At 70.6% G+C, this 18969-nt stretch carries 15 protein-coding genes and 1 riboswitch; of the genes, 13 read left to right on the top strand and 2 right to left on the bottom strand.

Translation table 11 applies throughout. The features are described from left to right. The first annotated feature begins 235 nt into the window (after window positions 1-235). From ACZ7M2_RS28225 to ACZ7M2_RS28205, 5 genes are all read left to right on the top strand, one after another. A complete protein-coding gene (locus tag ACZ7M2_RS28225) occupies window positions 236-2257 on the top strand; it encodes a glycoside hydrolase family 127 protein (RefSeq protein WP_471597647.1) in 2022 nt (673 codons plus the stop codon). Window positions 2258-2366: 109 nt separating this feature from the next. Then, window positions 2367-3617, top strand: a complete 1251-nt coding sequence (locus tag ACZ7M2_RS28220) for a sugar ABC transporter substrate-binding protein (RefSeq protein ID WP_471597646.1) — start codon at window positions 2367-2369, stop codon at window positions 3615-3617. Between the two features lie 83 nt (window positions 3618-3700). Further along, window positions 3701-4678, top strand: coding sequence for a carbohydrate ABC transporter permease (locus ACZ7M2_RS28215; RefSeq protein WP_471597645.1), 978 nt, complete (start codon window positions 3701-3703; stop codon window positions 4676-4678). A gap of 56 nt (window positions 4679-4734) precedes the next feature. Beyond that, window positions 4735-5496: a carbohydrate ABC transporter permease gene (locus tag ACZ7M2_RS28210; RefSeq protein WP_471597822.1), complete on the top strand. Its 762-nt coding sequence runs from the start codon at window positions 4735-4737 to the stop codon at window positions 5494-5496. A gap of 53 nt (window positions 5497-5549) precedes the next feature. After that, window positions 5550-7322 (top strand): RICIN domain-containing protein, encoded by a 1773-nt coding sequence (locus ACZ7M2_RS28205; protein ID WP_471597644.1) that lies wholly within the window; start codon window positions 5550-5552, stop codon window positions 7320-7322. Window positions 7323-7556: 234 nt separating this feature from the next. On the opposite strand, the gene ACZ7M2_RS28200 is transcribed toward ACZ7M2_RS28205, so the two are convergent. Continuing rightward, the gene (locus ACZ7M2_RS28200) at window positions 7557-7706 is read right to left on the bottom strand and encodes a hypothetical protein (protein ID WP_471597643.1); all 150 of its coding nucleotides are present in this window, start codon (window positions 7704-7706) and stop codon (window positions 7557-7559) included. Window positions 7707-7892: 186 nt separating this feature from the next. On the opposite strand from ACZ7M2_RS28200, the gene ACZ7M2_RS28195 reads away from it, so the two are divergent. Beyond that, complete coding sequence (locus ACZ7M2_RS28195) at window positions 7893-8921, top strand: acyltransferase family protein (protein ID WP_471597642.1); 1029 nt, start codon at window positions 7893-7895, stop codon at window positions 8919-8921. Here the strand turns inward: ACZ7M2_RS28195 and ACZ7M2_RS28190 are convergent, their stop codons facing one another. Next, a complete protein-coding gene (locus tag ACZ7M2_RS28190; RefSeq protein ID WP_471597641.1) occupies window positions 8922-10097 on the bottom strand; it encodes a cytochrome P450 in 1176 nt (391 codons plus the stop codon). It lies immediately after the preceding gene. Between the two features lie 81 nt (window positions 10098-10178). Further along, a riboswitch (cobalamin riboswitch) is annotated at window positions 10179-10359 on the top strand. A 38-nt stretch (window positions 10360-10397) separates the two neighbouring features. Here ACZ7M2_RS28190 and ACZ7M2_RS28185 point away from each other — a divergent pair. The 7 genes from ACZ7M2_RS28185 to meaB all read left to right on the top strand — a co-directional run bounded on the left by ACZ7M2_RS28185 (window position 10398) and on the right by meaB (window position 18967). Then, complete coding sequence (locus ACZ7M2_RS28185; RefSeq protein ID WP_471597640.1) at window positions 10398-11432, top strand: ABC transporter substrate-binding protein; 1035 nt, start codon at window positions 10398-10400, stop codon at window positions 11430-11432. A gap of 11 nt (window positions 11433-11443) precedes the next feature. Then, window positions 11444-12457 (top strand): FecCD family ABC transporter permease, encoded by a 1014-nt coding sequence (locus ACZ7M2_RS28180; RefSeq protein ID WP_471597639.1) that lies wholly within the window; start codon window positions 11444-11446, stop codon window positions 12455-12457. Beyond that, window positions 12454-13236 carry an ABC transporter ATP-binding protein gene (locus ACZ7M2_RS28175; RefSeq protein WP_471597638.1) on the top strand — a complete coding sequence of 261 codons (783 nt, stop codon included), beginning with the start codon at window positions 12454-12456 and terminating at the stop codon, window positions 13234-13236. Before ACZ7M2_RS28180 ends, ACZ7M2_RS28175 begins: the two co-directional genes overlap by 4 nt. Before the next feature lie 75 nt (window positions 13237-13311). Beyond that, window positions 13312-13866: a GNAT family N-acetyltransferase gene (locus ACZ7M2_RS28170; protein ID WP_471597637.1), complete on the top strand. Its 555-nt coding sequence runs from the start codon at window positions 13312-13314 to the stop codon at window positions 13864-13866. 120 nt (window positions 13867-13986) lie between these two features. Continuing rightward, the gene (locus tag ACZ7M2_RS28165; protein WP_471597636.1) at window positions 13987-15792 is read left to right on the top strand and encodes a methylmalonyl-CoA mutase family protein; all 1806 of its coding nucleotides are present in this window, start codon (window positions 13987-13989) and stop codon (window positions 15790-15792) included. An 8-nt stretch (window positions 15793-15800) separates the two neighbouring features. Next, window positions 15801-17975, top strand: coding sequence for a methylmalonyl-CoA mutase (gene scpA / locus ACZ7M2_RS28160; RefSeq protein WP_352047246.1), 2175 nt, complete (start codon window positions 15801-15803; stop codon window positions 17973-17975). Between the two features lie 5 nt (window positions 17976-17980). Beyond that, the gene (gene meaB / locus ACZ7M2_RS28155) at window positions 17981-18967 is read left to right on the top strand and encodes a methylmalonyl Co-A mutase-associated GTPase MeaB (RefSeq protein WP_471597635.1); all 987 of its coding nucleotides are present in this window, start codon (window positions 17981-17983) and stop codon (window positions 18965-18967) included. The last annotated feature ends 2 nt before the right edge of the window (window positions 18968-18969 follow it).

Raw genomic sequence — 18969 nt, 5'->3', positions numbered from 1 at the left:
GACGGCAACGACCCGTCCATCGTCGCAGTCACCCGGGGGTGAGTGCCAGCCACCGGGCAACAGAAAAATCTCTTGCCGCGACTCTTGACCCGACTACCCCGCTGCCCTCTACTTCTCGGCAGGAAAAACGGTTGCTCAAACGAGTTCCGAGAACCTCCCGCCTCTCGAGCACGGGGGCCGTCGCGCCCTGCCCCGCGGCCCGGCTCCCTCCCGCCACCACCCCTCTCGGAGAACCATGCCCCGCACAGACTCGGCCCTGCCCTCCCCCACCGACGTCTCGGCTTCCACCGAACAGGGCGCTGCCCCCGTGGGCCCGGTCCGGCCCGGCCCGGCCGCCCCCGCCGCGCTGCGCCCCGCCCACGCGGAGGTGCGCACCGGCTTCTGGCACGCCCGGCGCGAGGTCAACGCCCACATCTCGATCCCGCAGGGCCCCGCTCTGCTGGAGTCCGCGGGAAACCTGCACAACCTGCGCCTGGCGGCCGGTACGGCCCAGGGCGAGTTCCAGGGCGGTTACCCCTTCGTCGACACCGACGTCTACAAGTGGCTGGAGGCCGCCTCCTGGCAGCTCGCCCGCAGCGGGCCGCCGGCCGACGGCGAGGAGAACAGCCCCGACCCGCGCGAACTCGCCGCCGAAGTCGCGCGGATCATCGCCCTGGTCGCCGACGCCCAGCAGTCCGACGGCTACCTCAACACCTGGTTCCAGGTCCGCAAGAACGGTGAGCGCTACCAGGACCTGCGCTGGGGGCACGAGCTGTACTGCGCGGGCCATCTGATCCAGGCGGCGGTGGCTCATCACCGTGCGACCGGTCGCGACGAACTCCTCGTCGTGGCACGACGGTTCGCCGACCACCTCGACTCCGTCTTCGGCCTTCCCGGCAGCGGCAGGCCGATCGACGGCGTCGACGGCCATCCGGAGGTGGAGACCGCCCTGGTCGAGCTTTACCGGGAGACCGGCGAGCGACGCTATCTGGATCTCGCCGGCTACTTCGTCGACCGTTACGGCCACGGCCTGCTCGGCGGCGAGGCGTACTGCCAGGACCGCGTGCCGTTGCGCGAGGCGGTCACCGTCGAAGGGCACGCCGTGCGCCAGTTGTATCTGCTGGCCGGTGCGACGGACGTGGCCACCGAGACGGGCGACGCCGAACTGCGCTCCGCCGCCGAGCGGTTGTGGCGGGCGATGACCACGACCAAGACCCATCTGACCGGTGGTCTCGGGGCGCACCACGACGAGGAGGACTTCGGCGACCCGTTCGAGCTGCCCAACGAACGTGCCTACTGCGAGACCTGCGCCGCCATCGCCTCGATCCAGTGGAGCTGGCGCATGGCTCTGCTGACCGGCGAGGCCCGCTACAGCGACCTGATCGAGCGCACCCTCTACAACGGGTTCCTCGCCGGTGTCTCACTGGACGGCGAAGCCTGGCTGTACGTCAATCCGCTCCAGGTCCGTGACGGCCACACGGACCCCGGTGGCGACCAGTCGGCCCGCCGTACCCGCTGGTTCCGCTGCGCCTGCTGCCCCCCGAACGTGATGCGGCTGCTGGCCGGACTCGAGCACTACCTGTCCTCGACCGACGCCGAGGGGCAGGGCCTGCAGATCCACCAGTACGTCACCGGCCGCTACCGCGGTGACCTCGACGGCATGCCCGTCACCGTGTCCGCCGAGACCGACTACCCCTGGCACGGCGCGGTGTCCCTGACCGTCGAGGAGACCCCGCGGGAGCGGCCCTGGACGCTGTCCGTGCGCATCCCGCAGTGGTGCCAGGAGTACCGCGTGCGGTGCGGCGACCGGACGTACGACCAGGCCGACGCCCCCGTCTCCGACGGCTGGCTGCGCCTGGAGCGCACCTGGGCGCCGGGCGACCGGGTCGTCGTCGAACTCGGCCTGGAGCCCCGCCTCACCGCGGCCGACCCGCGGGTGGACGCGGTCCGCGGCTGTGTCGCCATCGAGCGGGGCCCGCTCGTGTACTGCGTGGAGCAGGTGGACCACCCCGGGGGCGGTCTGGACGACGTCGTCATCGACACCGCGCGGCCGCTCGCCGTGAAGCAGCGGCCTGATCTGCTCGGCGGTGTCACCACCGTCCTCGCCACGGGCCGTCGCCGCGCGGTCCCGGACACCGGCTGGTGGCCCTATCGGTCCGCCGGCGCCGACCCGGCCATCGCGCCCTCGGGCGAGTCCGTCGAGCTCACCGCGATCCCCTACTACGCCTGGGCCAACCGGCAGGACGGCAGCATGCGCGTCTGGCTGCCCACCTCCTGACGCCGACCGACCTCCACGGCCTCCACCCGGCACCCGGCACCCGCCCACACCCCATCGCCCCGTCACCCCGTCACCCCGCACGACCACTCATGACAACGAGGTCACCGCAATGCGAAACACCCGCAGAACTCTCCTCGCCGCCTGTGTCGCCGTCGGCACCCTCGCCTCCGTCACGGCCTGTGGGGGCGGGGGTTCGGGTTCCTCCGGCTCCACCGGCAAGTCGGCGACGTACGCCTTCTGGGACCCGTACCCGCAGTTCGACACCTCCTCGGACTGGGGCAAGCGCGTGGCCCAGTGCGGTACCTCGGCGGGCGTCAAGATCAAGCGCACCGGCTACGACACCACCGACCTGGGCAACAAGGCGCTGCTGGCCGCCCAGCAGGGCAACGCGCCCGATGTGATGCTCGTGGACAACCCGGTCGTCTCCACCCTGGTCGAGGCGGGGATCCTCAACAAGACGACCGACCTCGGTCTGGACACGTCCGCGATCCAGAAGAACATCATCGGCGCGGGCACCATCGACGGCGCTTCTTACGGTGTACCGATCGGCGCCAACACGCTGGCCCTCTACTACAACAAGAAGATCCTGACCGCCGCCCACGTCGACCCCGCCTCCATCAAGGACTGGGCGTCGCTCACGACCGCGCTGAAGAAGGTCAAGTCGGCCGGGAAGAAGGGCATCACCTTCTCGGCGATCGGCACGGAGGAGGGCAGCTTCCAGTTCCTGCCGTGGTTCTGGGGCGCGGGCGGCGACCTCACCCACCTCGACTCGCCGAAGAGCGCCGCCGCGCTGTCGCTGTGGAAGCAGTGGGTCGACGAGGGTCTCGCGCCCAAGGACGTCCTGAACAACACCCAGACCACCAGCTGGCAGGAGTTCGCCACCGGCGACTACGCCTTCGGAGAGAACGGCACCTGGCAGCTCGCCAACGCCGAGAAGGCCGGATTCCCGTACGGGGTCGTCAGCATCCCCGGGCAGAACGGCGGTTCGGCGCCGGTGCCGACCGGCGGCGAGTTCGTCACCGTGCCCGTGCAGCAGGACACCGCGCGCTACGACGTCAGCAAGAAGATCGTCACGTGTCTGACCAGCTCGGAGAGCTTGCTGGCGAGTGACACCGCCCTGACGTACGTCGCGCCCACCGCGGCGGTCCAGGCCCAGCAGGTCGAGGCGAACCCGAAGCTGAAGCCGTGGGTGGCGGCCGTGGCCGCCGCGCGTGGCCGTACCAGCGGTGGTCTCGGCACGAAGTACCCCACCATCTCGCAGCCGATGTGGACGGCCGTACAGGCGGCCCTGTCCGGTGGCAAGAGCCCTCAGGCAGCTCTCGACGCCGCGCAGACGGCGGCCCGCAAGAGCAAGGGCTGACGCGGCCGGCCGGCACGAGCGCTGACAGCGCGCGGCGCCGCAGGCCGCGTCCCGGACACCGCCACCCGCATCCAGGAGTTCGCATGACCATCGCCCGAGCCGACCGCCGTCCCAAGCGGTCCCCGGCCGTGTCCGGAGCGGCGGGCGGCGCCGACCGGCGTGACGTGCCGCCACGCCGTCGGCGCGGCAGGAACCGGCTGACCGCGCTGGGCTTCCTCGCCCCGCTCGTGGCCTACCTCGCCGCCTTCTATCTCTATCCGCTCTACCGCAACCTCGATCTGAGCCTGCGTGACTACACGGTCCGCTCGTTCGTGGCGGGCGACGCGCCGTTCTCGGGCTGGGACAACTTCTCCCAGGTGCTGAACGACCCGACCTTCGGGCCCGCGATGCGCAACACGATGGTGTTCACGTTCGTGTCGATCGCGCTCCAGTACGCGGCCGGGCTGGCGCTCGCGGTCTTCTTCAACCGGCACTTCCGTCTCTCCACCACACTGCGGGCGCTGTTCCTCATCCCGTGGCTGCTGCCGCTCATCGTGTCGGCGTCGACCTGGTCCTGGATGCTGAACAGCGAGTCGGGCGTGGTCAATTACGCCCTCCATCTCGTCGGCGTCCCGCCCGTCGACTGGCTGACCTCGCCGCACTGGGCGCTCGCCTCGGTCGTCATCGCCAATGTCTGGATCGGGATCCCCTTCAACCTCGTCATCCTCTACAGCGGTCTGCAGAACATCCCCGGGGAGCTGTACGAGGCCGCCTCGCTGGACGGGGCGAGCGGTCGGCAGCAGTTCCGCCGCATCACCTTCCCTCTCCTGCGGCCGGTCTCCGCGATCACGCTGCTGCTCGGACTGGTCTACACGCTCAAGGTGTTCGACCTGATCTGGATCATGACGAAGGGAGGTCCCGGCGACTCCTCGTCGACGCTGGCGACCTGGTCGTACCAGCTCGCGTTCGGCACCCTGCTCCCGCACTTCGGCCCCGGTGCCGCCGTCGGCAACATCCTCATCCTCATCGCCCTCGTCTTCGGCCTGCTGTACGTCCGCGTCCAGAGGAGGCAGGAAGCGTGAAGTCCCCCGCGAGCTCCCGCCGTTACACCGCCGTCGGACTCCTGCTGACCGCGCTCATGCTGTTCCCGGTGTACTGGATGCTGAACGTGTCCCTCACCCCGCAGCAGGACATGCGCAAGTCCCCGCCCGACCTGTTCCCGCTGCACCCCACGTTCGAGGGCTACCGGGCCGTGCTGCACGACCAGCTGCCCTACCTCGGCACCAGTCTGCTGATCGGCCTCGGCACGGTCGCCGCCACCCTCGTCCTCGCCGCACCGGCCGGCTACTCACTGGCGAAACTCCGCCCCCGCGGCGGCGGCATGATGGGCCTGGCCCTCCTCGTCGCCCAGATGATCCCCGGCATCGTCATGGCGATGGGGTTCTACGGGATCTTCCTCAACCTCGGCCTGCTGAACTCCTGGTGGGGCCTGATCATCGCGGACTCCACCATCGCCGTGCCCTTCGGCGTCATGATCTTCACGGCGTTCATGTCGGGCATCCCCGACGAGCTCACCGCCGCCGCGCGCATCGACGGGGCGGGTACCTGGCGCACCTTCTGGTCCGTCGTCCTGCCGGTGAGCCGCAACGCCGTGGTCACCGTCTCGCTGTTCAGCTTCCTGTGGGCCTGGTCCGACTTCGTCTTCGCCAACACCCTCGACGGCGACGGCGATCTTCGCCCGATCACCCTCGGCATCTACCGCTACATCGGCAACAACAACCAGGAATGGAACGCGATCATGGCCACCGCCGTCGTCGCGTCCGTACCCGCCGCCGTCCTGCTCGTCCTCGCGCAGCGGTACGTGGCCGCCGGGGTCACCGCGGGCGCGGTCAAGGACTGACCGGGACGTCAGCCACCCATCCACCTCCTCAGCTGTCAGGAGAGCCGCCACCCATGCCTGTTGCGAGATCTCAACCACGCACGTCCAGAAGGCCGTTCGACCGCACGGCCGCCGCCGTCCTGGCGACGGCCCTGGCCGCCGCCGCGACCGCCCTCACCGGCACGCCCGCCCAGGCGGCCCCCACCGCGTCCACGACCCTGGTCGTCAACGCCGCCCAGACCCTGCGGTCCGTCACCCATGTCGCCACGGGCAGCCTCTACGGTCTCGCCGACGCGAGCACCCCGGCCGACAGCCTCGTCCAGCCGCTGAAGCCGAACACCTTCGTCCAGATGGCACCCGGCGGCCACCAGTTGCCCAACGGTGAGCCAAGCCCCGCCGGAGACTCCCTGGTCGTCGCCCCCAAGGCCGCCAGGGCCGGTGCGAAGGTCGTCGTCCGGATGCCCGACTGGTACCCCGACTTCCCCTACAAGTGGGTGAGCTGGAACGACTGGCTGTCCGCCGTCGACACCCAGGTCGCCTCGGTCAAGTCCTCCGGCGCCGGAAACATCAGCGCGTACGAGCTGTGGAACGAGCCCGACTGGACCTGGGACACCGCCAACGCCGGTGCCTTCGACGCGGGTTGGGCACGTACGTACAAGGAGGTCCGTGCCAAGGACGCCGCCACTCCCCTCCAGGGCCCCAGCTACTCGGCGTGGAACCAGAGCTGGATGAGCCAGTTCCTCACCGACGCCAAGGCCAGTGGCACCGTCCCGGACGTCATCGCCTGGCACGAGCTCCAGGGCAGCAAGGACATCGCCGCGCACGTCTCCGCCTACCGCTCCCTGGAGAGCAGCCTCGGCATCAGCCCGCGGCCGATCTCCATCGAGGAGTACGCGACACCGAGCGAGATCGGGATACCGGGTGCCCTCGTCGGCTACGTCGCCAAGTTCGAGCGGGCGGGCGTCCACGACGCGGAACTCGCCTTCTGGAACCACTACGGAACCCTGGGCGACACCCTCACCGACACCGGCGGATCGCCCAACGGCTCCTACTGGCTCTACAAGTGGTACGGCGACCTGTCCGGGAACATGCTCACCACCACTCCCCCGGCGCAGACCGGCATCGACGGCGCCGCCTCGCTCACCGGCGACGGCCGGCAGATCAGTGTGATCTTCGGCGGAGGCACCGGTTCGACGGCCGTCACCGTCAACGGACTCGGCTCCCTGTCCGCCTTCGGCGGCACGGTCCACGTCAAGCTGGAGTACACCCCGTCCAAGGGCCGCACCACGGCCGTCTCCGCCCCGTACACCATCTCCGAGAGCGACTATCCGGTCAGCAACGGCTCCGTCACCGTGCCCGTCGCGATGAACGCGTCCGACGGCTACCACCTGGTCATCACGCCCAGCGGGACGTCCGCCTCGCTCGCCGGGCGCTATCAGATCACCAACAAGAACAGCGGGCTCGCGCTGGACACCCAGAGCGCGGGCACCGCACAGGGCACCGCCGTCGTCCAGGCCACCTCGACCACCGGCACCGACCAGAACTGGACGCTGGTGTCGGCGGGTTCGGGCCTCTACAAGATCGTGAACCAGGCCAGTGGTCTGCTGCTCGGCGTCAACGGCATGAGCACCGCCGCCGGAGGTACGGCCCTGATCTGGGGCGACAACGGCACCGCCGACCACCTCTGGCAGCTGATCCCCGCCGACAACGGCTCCTACAAGATCGCCAACTACAACAGCGGCCTCCTGCTCGGCGTCACCAACATGAGCACCTCGTCCGGCGCCCAGGTCCTCCAGTGGGACGACAACGGCACCGCCGACCATCTGTGGAAACTCACCTCGCGCTGAGCACCGGGCCGAACGCTCCCGCGCCTGCCACGACCACCGACTTCGGCACCACCGCCCTGCCCTCGCAGGTCCATGGCGGTCGCCGCCCCGTTCGCGGGGGCGGCGACCGCCTTGGCGCTTCCGTGGGCTTCGGGCCGTCGCACCGGCCTGTCAGGCGGCTTGTGCGGTTGCTGGTGGGGCGGCTGATCGGTGCCGGAAGCGACCGCCCGGTACGCGACGCGGGTCCCCTGCGTGTCACAGTCCATCGGCCATCCCGTTGCCCCAAGGTATCCCGTCCACCGTCAGATGGAGGGTGACCCAGCGTCCGACCAGGCGTTCACACCTTGACATGGCATCGCAGCGGCCGCCGCCCATCATCGGATCGAACGGCAATTCGACACGCATACTTACCGGCTCCTCGGGGAAAACGCGTCGACGACAACCACCCCAAACATGCCCAGTTCAACACCCCAGTCCCCCAGCGAGCACCTCTCCTTGACCAACACAGGCGGTCCCATCGTGAGCAAGTCTTCCTTCGCCGAGCCGGAGCAATCCGAATCGCCGGTCCGATCGAAGACTGAACACCGCGAGGTGACCCATCCCGGTCCACTGCCGTCCCTCACCGGTCTGCGCTGGGTGGCGGCCCTTCTCGTCTTCTGCCTGCACACCCGCAACCTGGGCTACTTCAACGGGCAGGCCCGTCACTTCGCCGACTGGGGCTTCGGGGCGGGCTCCACCGGGGTCTCCTTCTTCTTTCTGCTCTCCGGCTTCGTCCTCGGCTGGTCCGCCCGCTCCGACGACCGCCCCACGGCCTTCTGGCGCCGCCGCTTCGCCCGCCTCTACCCCGTCCACCTGGTCACGGCCTGTATCGCGATGTTCGTCATGGGCATGGGCAAGCCGGCCGGCAGCGCGGCGAATCTGCTCCTCGTCCACTCCTGGTGGTACCCGTGGTGGCAGACACTCGACCCCGTCAGCTGGTCCCTCGCGTGCGAGGCGTTCTTCTACGCGACGTTCCCCGTGTTCGCCCTGCTGCTGCGGCACGCCGGTGCCCTCACCGCGACCGCGCTCGCCGGCGCGAGCGTCCTGACCGTGCTCATCCTGACCCGGGCGGACCTGGAGCTGGGTGTCGGCCGCACCCTGTACTCCTTCCCCGCCGCCCGGCTGCCGGAGTTCGTCCTCGGAGTCGCCGTCGCCCGCCTCGTGCTCCTCGGCCGCTGGCGCGGCCCCGGCCTGGAGGCGTCGGTGGCCCTGACGATCATCGGCTACTTCCTGGTCTCCCAGGTCGGCGGATCGTACGCCTGCGTCGCCTGCACCCTGGTCGGTTTCACCTGTCTGATCCCCGCGGCCGCCCTCGCCGACGTGCGCGGCCTGCCCAGCTTGTGGCGACATCCGGCCCTCGTCCGGCTGGGTGAACTCTCCTTCGCTTTCTACATGGTCCACCTGCTCGTGCTGCGCGCGGGACAGCACCTGTTCAAACCGTCGCCGATCGGCGCGATCAGCGCCTTCGCGGTGTCCCTGGCATTCGCCTGGCTCCTGTACGAGTACGTGGAGGTACCCGCCCGGCGATGGCTTCTGCGGCCCTTCCTGAGATCCCTGCGACGCACTCCGGTGTCACGCTGATCAGGCGGGACCGTCCCACAGCACATGCAGGGTGGGCGGCTTGCGGAAGACCAGCCCCTGCGGAGTGGCCGGTCGGGCCGGGTCGAGGCGCAGGGCGGGCAGGCGTTCGAGCAGGCGCTGAAGGGCGATACGGGTCTCCAGCCGGGCGAGGTGCGCGGCGATGCAGTAGTGCGGGCCGTGCGCGAAGGCCAGCTGGAGACGCGCGTTCTCGCGGCGGACGTCGAACCGATCGGGATCGGGGAAGACGGCCGGGTCGCGGTTGGCGCCGGCCAGAGAGACGGTGACCAGTTCACCCCGGCGGATCGTGGCCGGGCCGAGGACGGTGTCACGGGTGGCGTACCGGTCCACGACCGCCGCTCCGGGTTCGAGGCGCAGCGATTCCTCGATCGCGCCGTCCAGCAGGCCGTCGTCGTCACGGACGAGGGCGAGTTGGCCGGGGTGTCGCAGCAGGTGCAGCAGCGCGTTGGTGATCATCGCCTCGGTGGTCTCTATCCCGCCGAACATCAGCACCGCGGCGTTGGACGCCACTTCGGGCAGCGCCAGCCGCTCGGCGGCGGAGCCGAGGAGCGACGCCGCGCCCCGGTCGGCGACGGTGGCTTCGACGGCGGCCCTCAGCCGCGCGTACGCCTCGGCGCCCGCGGGTGCCGCCGCGTGTCCCGCGGTGATGTCCGAGACCGACCGCACGATGGAGTCGTACCAGGAGAGCACCGTGTCCGCGCTGGTGCCGACCAGCCCGAGCGCCTCGGTCACGACGGCGACGGCGAGCGGGCCGGCGAAGGCACGCCGCAGTTCGACGGCGCCCGCCGGTTGCAGCGCGGTGATGAGCCGGTCGGTCTCCCGCTCGATGAACGAGGCGAAGCCCTCGCGTACTTCCCTGGGGCGGAAGGGAGCGGTGAAGGGCTCCCGGTGGCGGGTGTGCTCGTCACCGTCCAGGGACAGCATGCTCGGGCCGACGACCTGTGCGGTGGAGAACCGAGGGTCGTCGACGGTGAAGGTCGCGGGGTCCCGCATCACGTTCAGCGCGAGATCACGGCGGGTCACCAGCCAGCCGTCCAGCTCGGGCAGCCAGGAAACGGGCTCGTGGGTACGCAGTCGCGCCAGGCGCGGATGCGGATCCGCGGCGAGTTCGGCGAGCGTGGTCGCGGCACCGAGCGGGAAGGAGCCGACGGCGCTCATCGCAAGCCTTGGCCGGGCACGGGGAATTGGATCACAACCAAGGCTAACAATCGTGCTGAAGCCGCGGCTGACGGGGGCGTGATAATTTGCCGGGGCCAGTCAAGGGAATCCGGTGCGAATCCGGAGCTGACGCGCAGCGGTAAGGGTGACGGGCGGGGCAACACGAAGCCACTGGACGGCGGTCATACGTGACCGGAGTCCGGGAAGGCGCCTCGTCCGGCCGATCCCGAGCCCGAAGACCTGCTGGCGGACCGTACGAACGGGCCCCGCGCCTGGGCCCTCGACGCCAGAGGATGTCCCGTGCCCGTTGCGCGCCCAGCCCACCACTGTGCCCTGCTCCTTTCCGGAGCCCTGTTGCTGACCGCTTGTGGCGGCGGCTCGTCCGCCGACGGAGACAAGTCGCCGAAATCCACCGGTGCGGTGTCGCTCGACAACTGCGGCCGGAAGGTCACGATCGCCTCGGCGCCGAAGCGGGCCGTGTCCCTGAACCAGGGCAGCACGGAGATCATGCTGTCCCTCGGCCTCGCCGACCGCATGGTGGGCACCGCCACCTGGACCGACCCGGTCATGAAGGGCCTGGAGAAGGCCAACGGGAAGGTGCCGCGGCTCGCGGACGACGCCCCCTCCTTCGAGAAGGTCCTCGACGCCGAACCCGACTTCGTCGCCGCCTCCTTCGCCTCCACACTGGCCAAGGGCGGTGTGGCTCCGCGCGAGAAGTTCGAGGAGCTGGGTGTGCCCACGTACCTCTCGCCCGCCGACTGCGAGGGCAAGGACAACAGCGGTGACGGCGATGGCGTGCGCACCGGGCCGCTGACCATGGAGGCGGTCTACGGCGAAGTACGCGACCTGGCCGCGGTCTTCGGCGTCGAGGAGCGCGGCGCCACACTCGTCGCGGACCTGAAGGCACGGGTGGCGAAGGCCACGGACGGGATCGACGCGTCCGGCACCACGGTCCTCTACTGGTTCGCCAACCAGGAAGCCCCGTACATGGGGGGCTGCTGCGGCGCCCCCGGCATCATCACCAACACCCTCGGCGCGAAGAACGTCTTCGCCGACACCAAGCAGGAATGGCCCCAGATCAACTGGGAGACCGTCGCCGACCGCGATCCCGACGTCCTGGTGATCGGTGACCTCACCCGCAGGTCGCAGACCGCCGAGACCGCCACGAAGAAGATCGAGTTCCTGGAGACCAATCCGGCCACCAAGAACATGGACGCGGTGAAGAACAAGCGGTACGTGCTGCTCAGCGGACAGGCGATGAATCCGACCATCCGCACGGTCGAAGGTGTCGAGAAGGTGGCCGCGGCGCTGCGCGAGTACGGGCTCGCCGGGTGACCACCGCCGCCATGACCTCCACCGTGGTGCGTGCGGCGGCCGGGCTCGCCGTGCTCGTCGCGTCCGTGGCGGTGGCCATCACCATCGGCCCCGCGGACATAGGCGTCGGGGAGGTCTGGTCCGCGGTGGCCTCCCACCTCGGTGGCCGGACCTCGGAGCTGTCCCCCATCCGCGACGGCATCGTGTGGAACCTGCGGTTGCCCCGCACCCTGCTCGCCGCGGTCTGCGGCGCCGGGCTCGCGGTGTGCGGGGCGGTCATGCAGTCCTTGCTGCGCAACCCGCTCGCCGACCCGTTCGTCCTCGGCGTCTCCTCCGGGGCCTCGACGGGGGCCGTCGTGGTCGTCGTGCTGGGCGCCGGCGGTGGAGCGCTGTCCGTCTCCGGGGGCGCGTTCGTGGGCGCGCTGTGCTCCTTCGCCCTGGTGCTGCTGCTCAGCCACACCCTCGGCGGCACGACCGATCGGGTGGTGCTCGCCGGGGTCGCCGCCATGCAGCTGTTCTCCGCGCTCACCTCCTTCGTCGTGATGACGGCGGCCGACGCCGAGACCACCCGGGGTGTCCTGTTCTGGCTGCTGGGCTCGCTCGGCGGAGCGGACTGGACCGATGTATGGCTGTGCGCGGCCGTCCTCGCGATCGTCCTGCTGGTCTGCCTCGGACACGCGCGCACACTCGACGCCTTCGCGTTCGGGCCGCAAGCGGCGGCCTCCCTCGGCGTCTCCGTGGCCCGTACCCGGCTGGTGCTCCTGTGCGGCACGGCGCTGCTGACCGCCGCGCTCGTCAGCGTGGCCGGCGCGATCGGCTTCGTGGGCCTCGTCCTGCCGCACGCCGCACGCGCCCTCGGCGGCCCCGGACACGCCCGGCTGCTGCCGGTGACCGCGCTCACCGGGGCGGTCTTCCTGGTCTGGGCCGACACCGTGGCCCGTACCGCACTCGACCCGCAGGAGGTGCCCGTGGGTGTGGTCACCTCGCTGATCGGTGTGCCCGGCTTCGTGCTGATCCTGTACCGCACCCGAAGGGTGAACCGATGACGCTCGGCGCCGACCGTGTCTCCCGCACCGCCGCCGGCCGGCTGATCCTGGACGGCGTCGACCTCACACCACTGCCTGGATCCGTCACCGGTCTGCTCGGCCCCAACGGCTCCGGCAAGTCCACCCTGCTGCGTCTGCTCGCCGGTGTCCTCACTCCCGCCTCCGGCGTCGTCACCCTCGACGGGCACCCGCTCGGCGACCTCGGCCGCCGGGCCATCGCCCGGCGCGTCGCCGTCGTCGAACAGCAGGTCGACACCCAGCTCGACCTGACCGTGCTCGACGTCGTACGTCTCGGCCGCATCCCCCACCGACGCGCCTGGTCGCCCTCGACTCCGGCCGACGAGAAGGCCGTTCGCACCGCGCTGGAGCGTGCGGACCTGACCGACAAGGCCGACCGCTCCTGGCACACGCTCTCGGGCGGCGAGCGCCAACGCGTCCACATCGCCCGGGCACTCGCGCAGGAACCACGCGAACTCCTCCTCGACGAGCCCACCAACCACCTCGACATCCAGCACCAGCTCGACCTGCTGGCCCTGATCGCGGAACTCCGCGTCACCAGCGTCGTCGCCCTGCACGACCTCAACCTCGCGGCCATGTACTGCGACCGGGTCGTCGTCCTCGCGCAGGGCCGGGTCGTCGCCTGCGGTACTCCGGCGGAGACGCTCACCGAGGCCCTGATCGCCGACGTCTACGGCGTACGCGCCACCGTCACCGGAACGGGAGAAGGCTCCGGCGACCATCCCCACATACGGTTTCTGGGAACACTCCCCGACCGCTGAGGAACCTGCCGCGCCCACTCGGCGCGGCCCGACTCGTCATCTCGCCAGCGGCGACCAGCCCGGCCGGAGGAGTTCATGGACGTCGGTACCACCGTCTATCAGGGCGACACGGCGCTCGGCGTCGTCGAGGAGTTCGTGCATCTGCGGCTGGTGTCGTTGCGCGAACGTTCGCCCGAGCGGGACGAAGAGGTCGCCTCCAAGATGCGGCAGCGGATCGCGGACGAGGTGCGCCGGCCAGGGTTCCTGGCGGTGACCGCCCGCATCGGCAGTCGGCTGTGCGGCTTCGGCACCGCCGTACGCTCCGCGGATCCCGCCCCGGAACATCCGGCACTGGGGGCCCGGCGGTCGCAGGAGTGGCTCGCGGGTGCCGTACGGATCACCGATCTCGTGGTGGCGCCCGCGGCGCGCGGCCGTGGCGTCGGCACCGGGCTCCTCGACGTTCTTCTGCTCCCCGCCATGGACGACCGGGCCTGGGCGGTGACCGACCATCAGGACACCGCGGCGCTGAACTTCTTCCGCTGCCGGGGCTGGCGCCAGACCGTGTACCCGCAGCCCGGGGCGCGCCCCGACCAGATCGTCCTCCTCGCTCCGCGGCACCCGGCACTGTCCGAAATCCGTGTGCTGCCGTAGTACGAACCCGGCCTGTTGATCAAGACCACCCCTGGGAGGTCAAGGTCACAACCTCCGGGAGGTCAAGGTCACAGCCGCGTCCTCTGCTGCTCACCTGCGTATTTGGCCTAGCATCCGAGCATGACGGTCCTGCCTGACGACGGGCTCTCGCTGGCCGCCGAGTTCCCTGACGCGACCCATGAGCAGTGGCAACGCCTCGTTGAAGGCGTCCTGCGCAAGTCGGGCAAGGAAGTCTCGGGCGCGGCAGCGGAAGAAGCCCTGTCCACCACGCTGGAGGACGGGCTGCGCGCCCGCCCTCTGTACACCGCGGACGACTCCGCGCCCGATCCCGGCCTGCCCGGTTTCGCTCCCTTCGTACGGGGCGGACGCCCCGAGGGCAACACCCTCGGCGGCTGGGACGTACGGCAGCAGCACACGGCCGACGACGGCGCGGCGGTCCTGGCGGACCTGGAGAACGGCGTCACCTCGCTCTGGCTGGTCGCCGGTGCGGGCGGCATTCCGGTGTCCTCGCTCGGCCGGGTCCTCGACGGCGTCTATCTCGACCTGGCGCCCGTCGTCCTCGACGCGGGACGTGAAGTCGAGCCCGCCGCACGCGAGTTGCTACGGCTCTACCAGGAGCGTGGGGTCGCCACGGCGGCGGTGCGCGGCAACCTGGGAGCCGACCCGCTGGGCCACGAGGCCCGTGCGGGAGACGGCGGGTTCGACTTCGCGCCCGTCGCCGCTCTCGCGGGGCTGTGCGCCGAGGAGTACCCGGGGCTGCGGGCGCTGACCGTGGACGCACTGCCGTACCACGAGGCCGGCGGCTCGGCGGCGCAGGAGCTGGGCAGTTCCCTTGCGACCGGCGTCGCCTATCTGCGGGAGCTGACCGAGGCGGGTCTGACCGTCCAACAGGCCGTCGCCCAGCTGGAGTTCCGGTACGCGGCCACCGCCGACCAGTTCCTGACCATCGCCAAGTTGCGGGCGGCGCGCCGGCTCTGGGCACGGGTGACCGAGGTCTGTGGGGCCCCGGGCGGGCAGGTTCAGCACGCGGTGACCTCGCCGGTGATGATGTCCCGCCGCGATCCGTGGGTGAACATGCTGCGCACGACGGTCGCGACGCTGGCCGCCGGAGTGGGCGGCGCCGACGCCGTCACCGTGCTGCCCTTCGACCACGCCCTGGGTCTGCCGGACGCGTTCGCCCGGCGGATCGCCCGCAACACCTCGACGATCCTGGTCGAGGAGTCGCATCTGTCCCGGGTGATCGACCCGGCGGGCGGCTCCTGGTACGTGGAGCGGCTCACGGACGAACTCGCCCACGCGGGCTGGGAGTTCTTCCAGTGGATCGAGCGGGAGGGTGGCCAGGCGGCGGCCCTGCGCTCCGGGCGGCTCGGTCAGGACCTCGCCCGCACCTGGGAGGCGCGCAGCGCGAAGCTCGCCAAGCGGCGCGAACCCGTCACCGGGGTCAGCGAGTTCCCGAACCTCGCCGAACGACTCGTGGAACGTGCTCCCGCCCCCGTACCGCCGTCCGGCGGGCTGCCGCGGGTGCGGCGCGACGAGGCGTTCGAGGCGCTGCGGGCCCGCTCCGACGCCCACCTGGCGGCGACCGGTTCCCGGCCGCGGATCTTCCTGGCCGCCCTCGGCCCGGCCGCCGCGCACACCGCCCGCCTCACCTTCGCCTCGAACCTGTTCCAGGCGGGTGGCATCGAGCCCGTCGCCGAGGGCGCCTTCGAGGACAGCGGTGCCACCGAGGTCTGTCTGTGCTCCAGCGACACGCTGTACGAGGAGCGGGCCGCGGAGGTCGCCGGGGAGCTGAAGGCGACGGGCGCCGGGCACGTGTTCCTCGCGGGCCGTCCCGGGCAGTACCCGGATGTCGATGCCTATGTCTTCGCGGGGTGCGACGCCGTCGCCGTGCTCTCCGCCACCCTCGACCGTATGGGAGTGTCCTGATGGCAGCGATGGGAATCCCCGACTTCTCCGGGATCGAGCTGGGGGTCCCGAAGGCCGACGGCGGGAGCGACGAGTGGCGCGGCGCCGTCAAGAAGGCCACGGGCGGGGCCGACCTCCTGTGGGAGACCCCGGAGGGCATCGCGGTCGAGCCGCTGTACACCGGGCAGGACCTGGAGGGCCTGGACTTCCTCGGCACCTACCCGGGCATCGCCCCGTATCTGCGCGGCCCGTACCCGACGATGTACGTGAACCAGCCCTGGACGATCCGTCAGTACGCGGGCTTCTCCACGGCCGAGGAGTCCAACGCCTTCTACCGGCGTAATCTCGCGGCCGGCCAGAAGGGCCTGTCCGTCGCCTTCGACCTGCCCACCCACCGCGGCTACGACAGCGACCACCCGCGCGTGACCGGTGACGTCGGCATGGCGGGCGTGGCGATCGACTCGATCTACGACATGCGTCAGCTCTTCGACGGCATCCCGCTGGACAAGATGACCGTGTCGATGACCATGAACGGTGCGGTACTGCCCGTACTCGCGCTCTACATCGTGGCCGCCGAGGAACAGGGCGTACCGCCCGAGAAGCTGGCCGGGACCATCCAGAACGACATCCTCAAGGAGTTCATGGTCCGCAACACCTACATCTATCCGCCGAAGCCGTCGATGCGGATCATCTCCGACATCTTCGCCTTCACCTCGCAGCGGATGCCGCGCTACAACTCCATCTCCATCTCCGGCTACCACATCCAGGAGGCAGGCGCGACGGCCGACCTGGAGCTGGCGTACACGCTGGCCGACGGAGTGGAGTACATCCGGGCGGGGCGGGAGGCGGGGATGGACGTGGACGCGTTCGCGCCCCGGCTCTCCTTCTTCTGGGCGATCGGCATGAACTTCTTCATGGAGATCGCCAAGATGCGGGCGGCGCGGCTGCTGTGGGCCAAGCTGGTCAGGCAGTTCGATCCGCAGAACGCCAAGTCCCTTTCCCTGCGCACCCATTCGCAGACCTCCGGCTGGTCGCTGACCGCGCAGGACGTGTTCAACAACGTCACGCGTACGTGTGTGGAGGCGATGGCGGCGACGCAGGGGCACACCCAGTCGCTGCACACCAACGCCCTCGACGAGGCGCTCGCCCTGCCCACCGACTTCTCGGCGCGCATCGCCCGCAACACCCAGCTGCTGATCCAGCAGGAGTCGGGCACGACGCGGGCGATCGACCCGTGGGGCGGCAGCGCGTACGTCGAGAAGCTCACATACGACCTCGCGCGCCGGGCCTGGCAGCACATCGAGGAGGTCGAGGCGGCGGGCGGCATGGCCAAGGCCATCGACGCGGGCATCCCCAAGCTGCGCATCGAGGAGGCCGCGGCCCGCACCCAGGCCCGGATCGACTCCGGACGCCAGCCGGTCATCGGCGTGAACAAGTACCGGGTGGAGACCGACGAGAAGATCGACGTCCTCAAGGTCGACAACTCCTCCGTACGTACCCAGCAGATCGAGAAGCTGCGGCGGCTGCGCGCGGAGCGCGACGAACAGGTGTGCCAGGACGCCCTGCACGCCCTGACCCGGGCCGCCGAAGGCACCGGCAACCTCCTGGAGCTGGCGGTGGACGCGGCCCGCGCGAAGGCCACGGTCGGCGAGATCTCCGACGCCCTGGAGAAGGTGTACGGGCGGCACGCGAGCCAGATCCGTACGATCTCGGGTGTGTACCGCACCGAAGCCGGCGAGTCGCCGTCCGTCGAACGCACCCGCACCCTGGTGTCCTCCTTCGAGGAGGCCGAGGGCCGCCGGCCCCGCATCCTGGTCGCCAAGATGGGCCAGGACGGGCACGACCGCGGCCAGAAGGTGATCGCCACCGCCTTCGCCGACCTCGGCTTCGACGTGGACGTCGGCCCGCTGTTCCAGACCCCGGGCGAGGTGGCACGCCAGGCCGTCGAGGCGGACGTGCACATCGTCGGGGTGTCCTCGCTGGCCGCCGGGCACCTCACGCTCGTGCCGGCGCTCAGGGAATCGCTCGCCGAGGAGGGCCGGGAGGACATCATGGTCGTGGTCGGCGGGGTGATCCCGCCGCAGGACGTGCCCACGCTCCTCGAGATGGGCGCGGCAGCCGTCTTCCCGCCCGGGACGGTGATCCCGGACGCGGCGTACGACCTGGTGCAGCGGCTGTCCGCCGACCTCGGCCACGACCTCTGACCCCCATGGCGATCGACCTGGGCACCTATGTGAAGGGCGTACTCGACGGAAAGCGGGCGCTGGTGGCACGCGCCATCACGCTCGTGGAGTCGACGAGGCCCCAACACCGCGTCCTGGCACAGGAGTTGCTGACCGAGCTGCTGCCGCACAGCGGGAAGGCGCGGAGGATCGGCATCAGCGGCGTACCCGGTGTGGGCAAGTCGACGTTCATCGACGCGTTCGGCACGCTGCTCACCTCGCTCGGGTACCGGGTCGCGGTGCTCGCCGTCGACCCGTCCTCCAGCCGGACCGGCGGTTCGATCCTCGGCGACAAGACGCGGATGGAGCGTCTGGCCGTCGACCCGGCGGCGTTCGTGCGCCCCTCCCCCACCGCCGGCACGCTCGGCGGGGTGGCGAAGGCGACCCGTGAGTCGATCGTGGTGATGGAGGCGGCGGGCTACGACGTGGTCCTGGTGGAGACGGTCGGCGTCGGCCAGTCCGAGACCGCCGTCGCGAACATGGTCGACTCCTTCCTGCTCCTGACCCTGGCCCGTACCGGGGACCAGTTGCAGGGCATCAAGAAGGGCGTCCTGGAACTGGCGGACGTCATCGCGGTCAACAAGGCGGACGGACCGCACGAGCGGGACGCCCGCGCGGCGGCACGGGAGCTGGCGGGCGCGCTGCGGCTGATGCATCCCGCCGACGCGGCCTGGACCCCGCCGGTCCTGAGTTGCAGTGCCCGTGAGTCGACCGGTCTGGACACGGTCTGGGAGCGCCTCGAACAGCACCGCACGCTCCTCGAATCCACCGGCCGCCTCGCCGCCAAGCGCCGCGACCAGCAGGTGGACTGGACGTGGACGATGGTGCGCGACGAACTCCTCGGCCGCCTGCACGCCGACGCGGCCGTACGCGCCCTCGCCCCCGGCCTCGAACAGCAAGTGCGGGACGGGGAGTTGACGGCCACGCTGGCCGCCGAGCGCATCCTGGGGGTGTTCGGCGGCCAGCGCGGCTGAAC

Source organism: Streptomyces sp. NPDC111507, from assembly GCF_055638955.1.
This window is presented reverse-complemented; position numbering and strand designations above follow the sequence as displayed.

Bases quoted from the DNA above. Each gene is read 5' to 3' on its own strand.
- ACZ7M2_RS28165 (WP_471597636.1), top strand. From the start codon at position 13,987: ATGACGGTCCTGCCTGACGACGGGCTCTCGCTGGCCGCCGAGTTCCCT.
- ACZ7M2_RS28215 (WP_471597645.1), top strand. From the start codon at position 3,701: ATGACCATCGCCCGAGCCGACCGCCGTCCCAAGCGGTCCCCGGCCGTG.
- scpA (WP_352047246.1), top strand. From the start codon at position 15,801: ATGGGAATCCCCGACTTCTCCGGGATCGAGCTGGGGGTCCCGAAGGCC.
- ACZ7M2_RS28220 (WP_471597646.1), top strand. From the start codon at position 2,367: ATGCGAAACACCCGCAGAACTCTCCTCGCCGCCTGTGTCGCCGTCGGC.
- ACZ7M2_RS28180 (WP_471597639.1), top strand. From the start codon at position 11,444: ATGACCTCCACCGTGGTGCGTGCGGCGGCCGGGCTCGCCGTGCTCGTC.
- ACZ7M2_RS28200 (WP_471597643.1), bottom strand. From the start codon at position 7,706: ATGCGTGTCGAATTGCCGTTCGATCCGATGATGGGCGGCGGCCGCTGC.
- ACZ7M2_RS28225 (WP_471597647.1), top strand. From the start codon at position 236: ATGCCCCGCACAGACTCGGCCCTGCCCTCCCCCACCGACGTCTCGGCT.
- meaB (WP_471597635.1), top strand. From the start codon at position 17,981: ATGGCGATCGACCTGGGCACCTATGTGAAGGGCGTACTCGACGGAAAG.
- ACZ7M2_RS28190 (WP_471597641.1), bottom strand. From the start codon at position 10,097: ATGAGCGCCGTCGGCTCCTTCCCGCTCGGTGCCGCGACCACGCTCGCC.
- ACZ7M2_RS28175 (WP_471597638.1), top strand. From the start codon at position 12,454: ATGACGCTCGGCGCCGACCGTGTCTCCCGCACCGCCGCCGGCCGGCTG.
- ACZ7M2_RS28205 (WP_471597644.1), top strand. From the start codon at position 5,550: ATGCCTGTTGCGAGATCTCAACCACGCACGTCCAGAAGGCCGTTCGAC.
- ACZ7M2_RS28210 (WP_471597822.1), top strand. From the start codon at position 4,735: ATGCTGTTCCCGGTGTACTGGATGCTGAACGTGTCCCTCACCCCGCAG.
- ACZ7M2_RS28170 (WP_471597637.1), top strand. From the start codon at position 13,312: ATGGACGTCGGTACCACCGTCTATCAGGGCGACACGGCGCTCGGCGTC.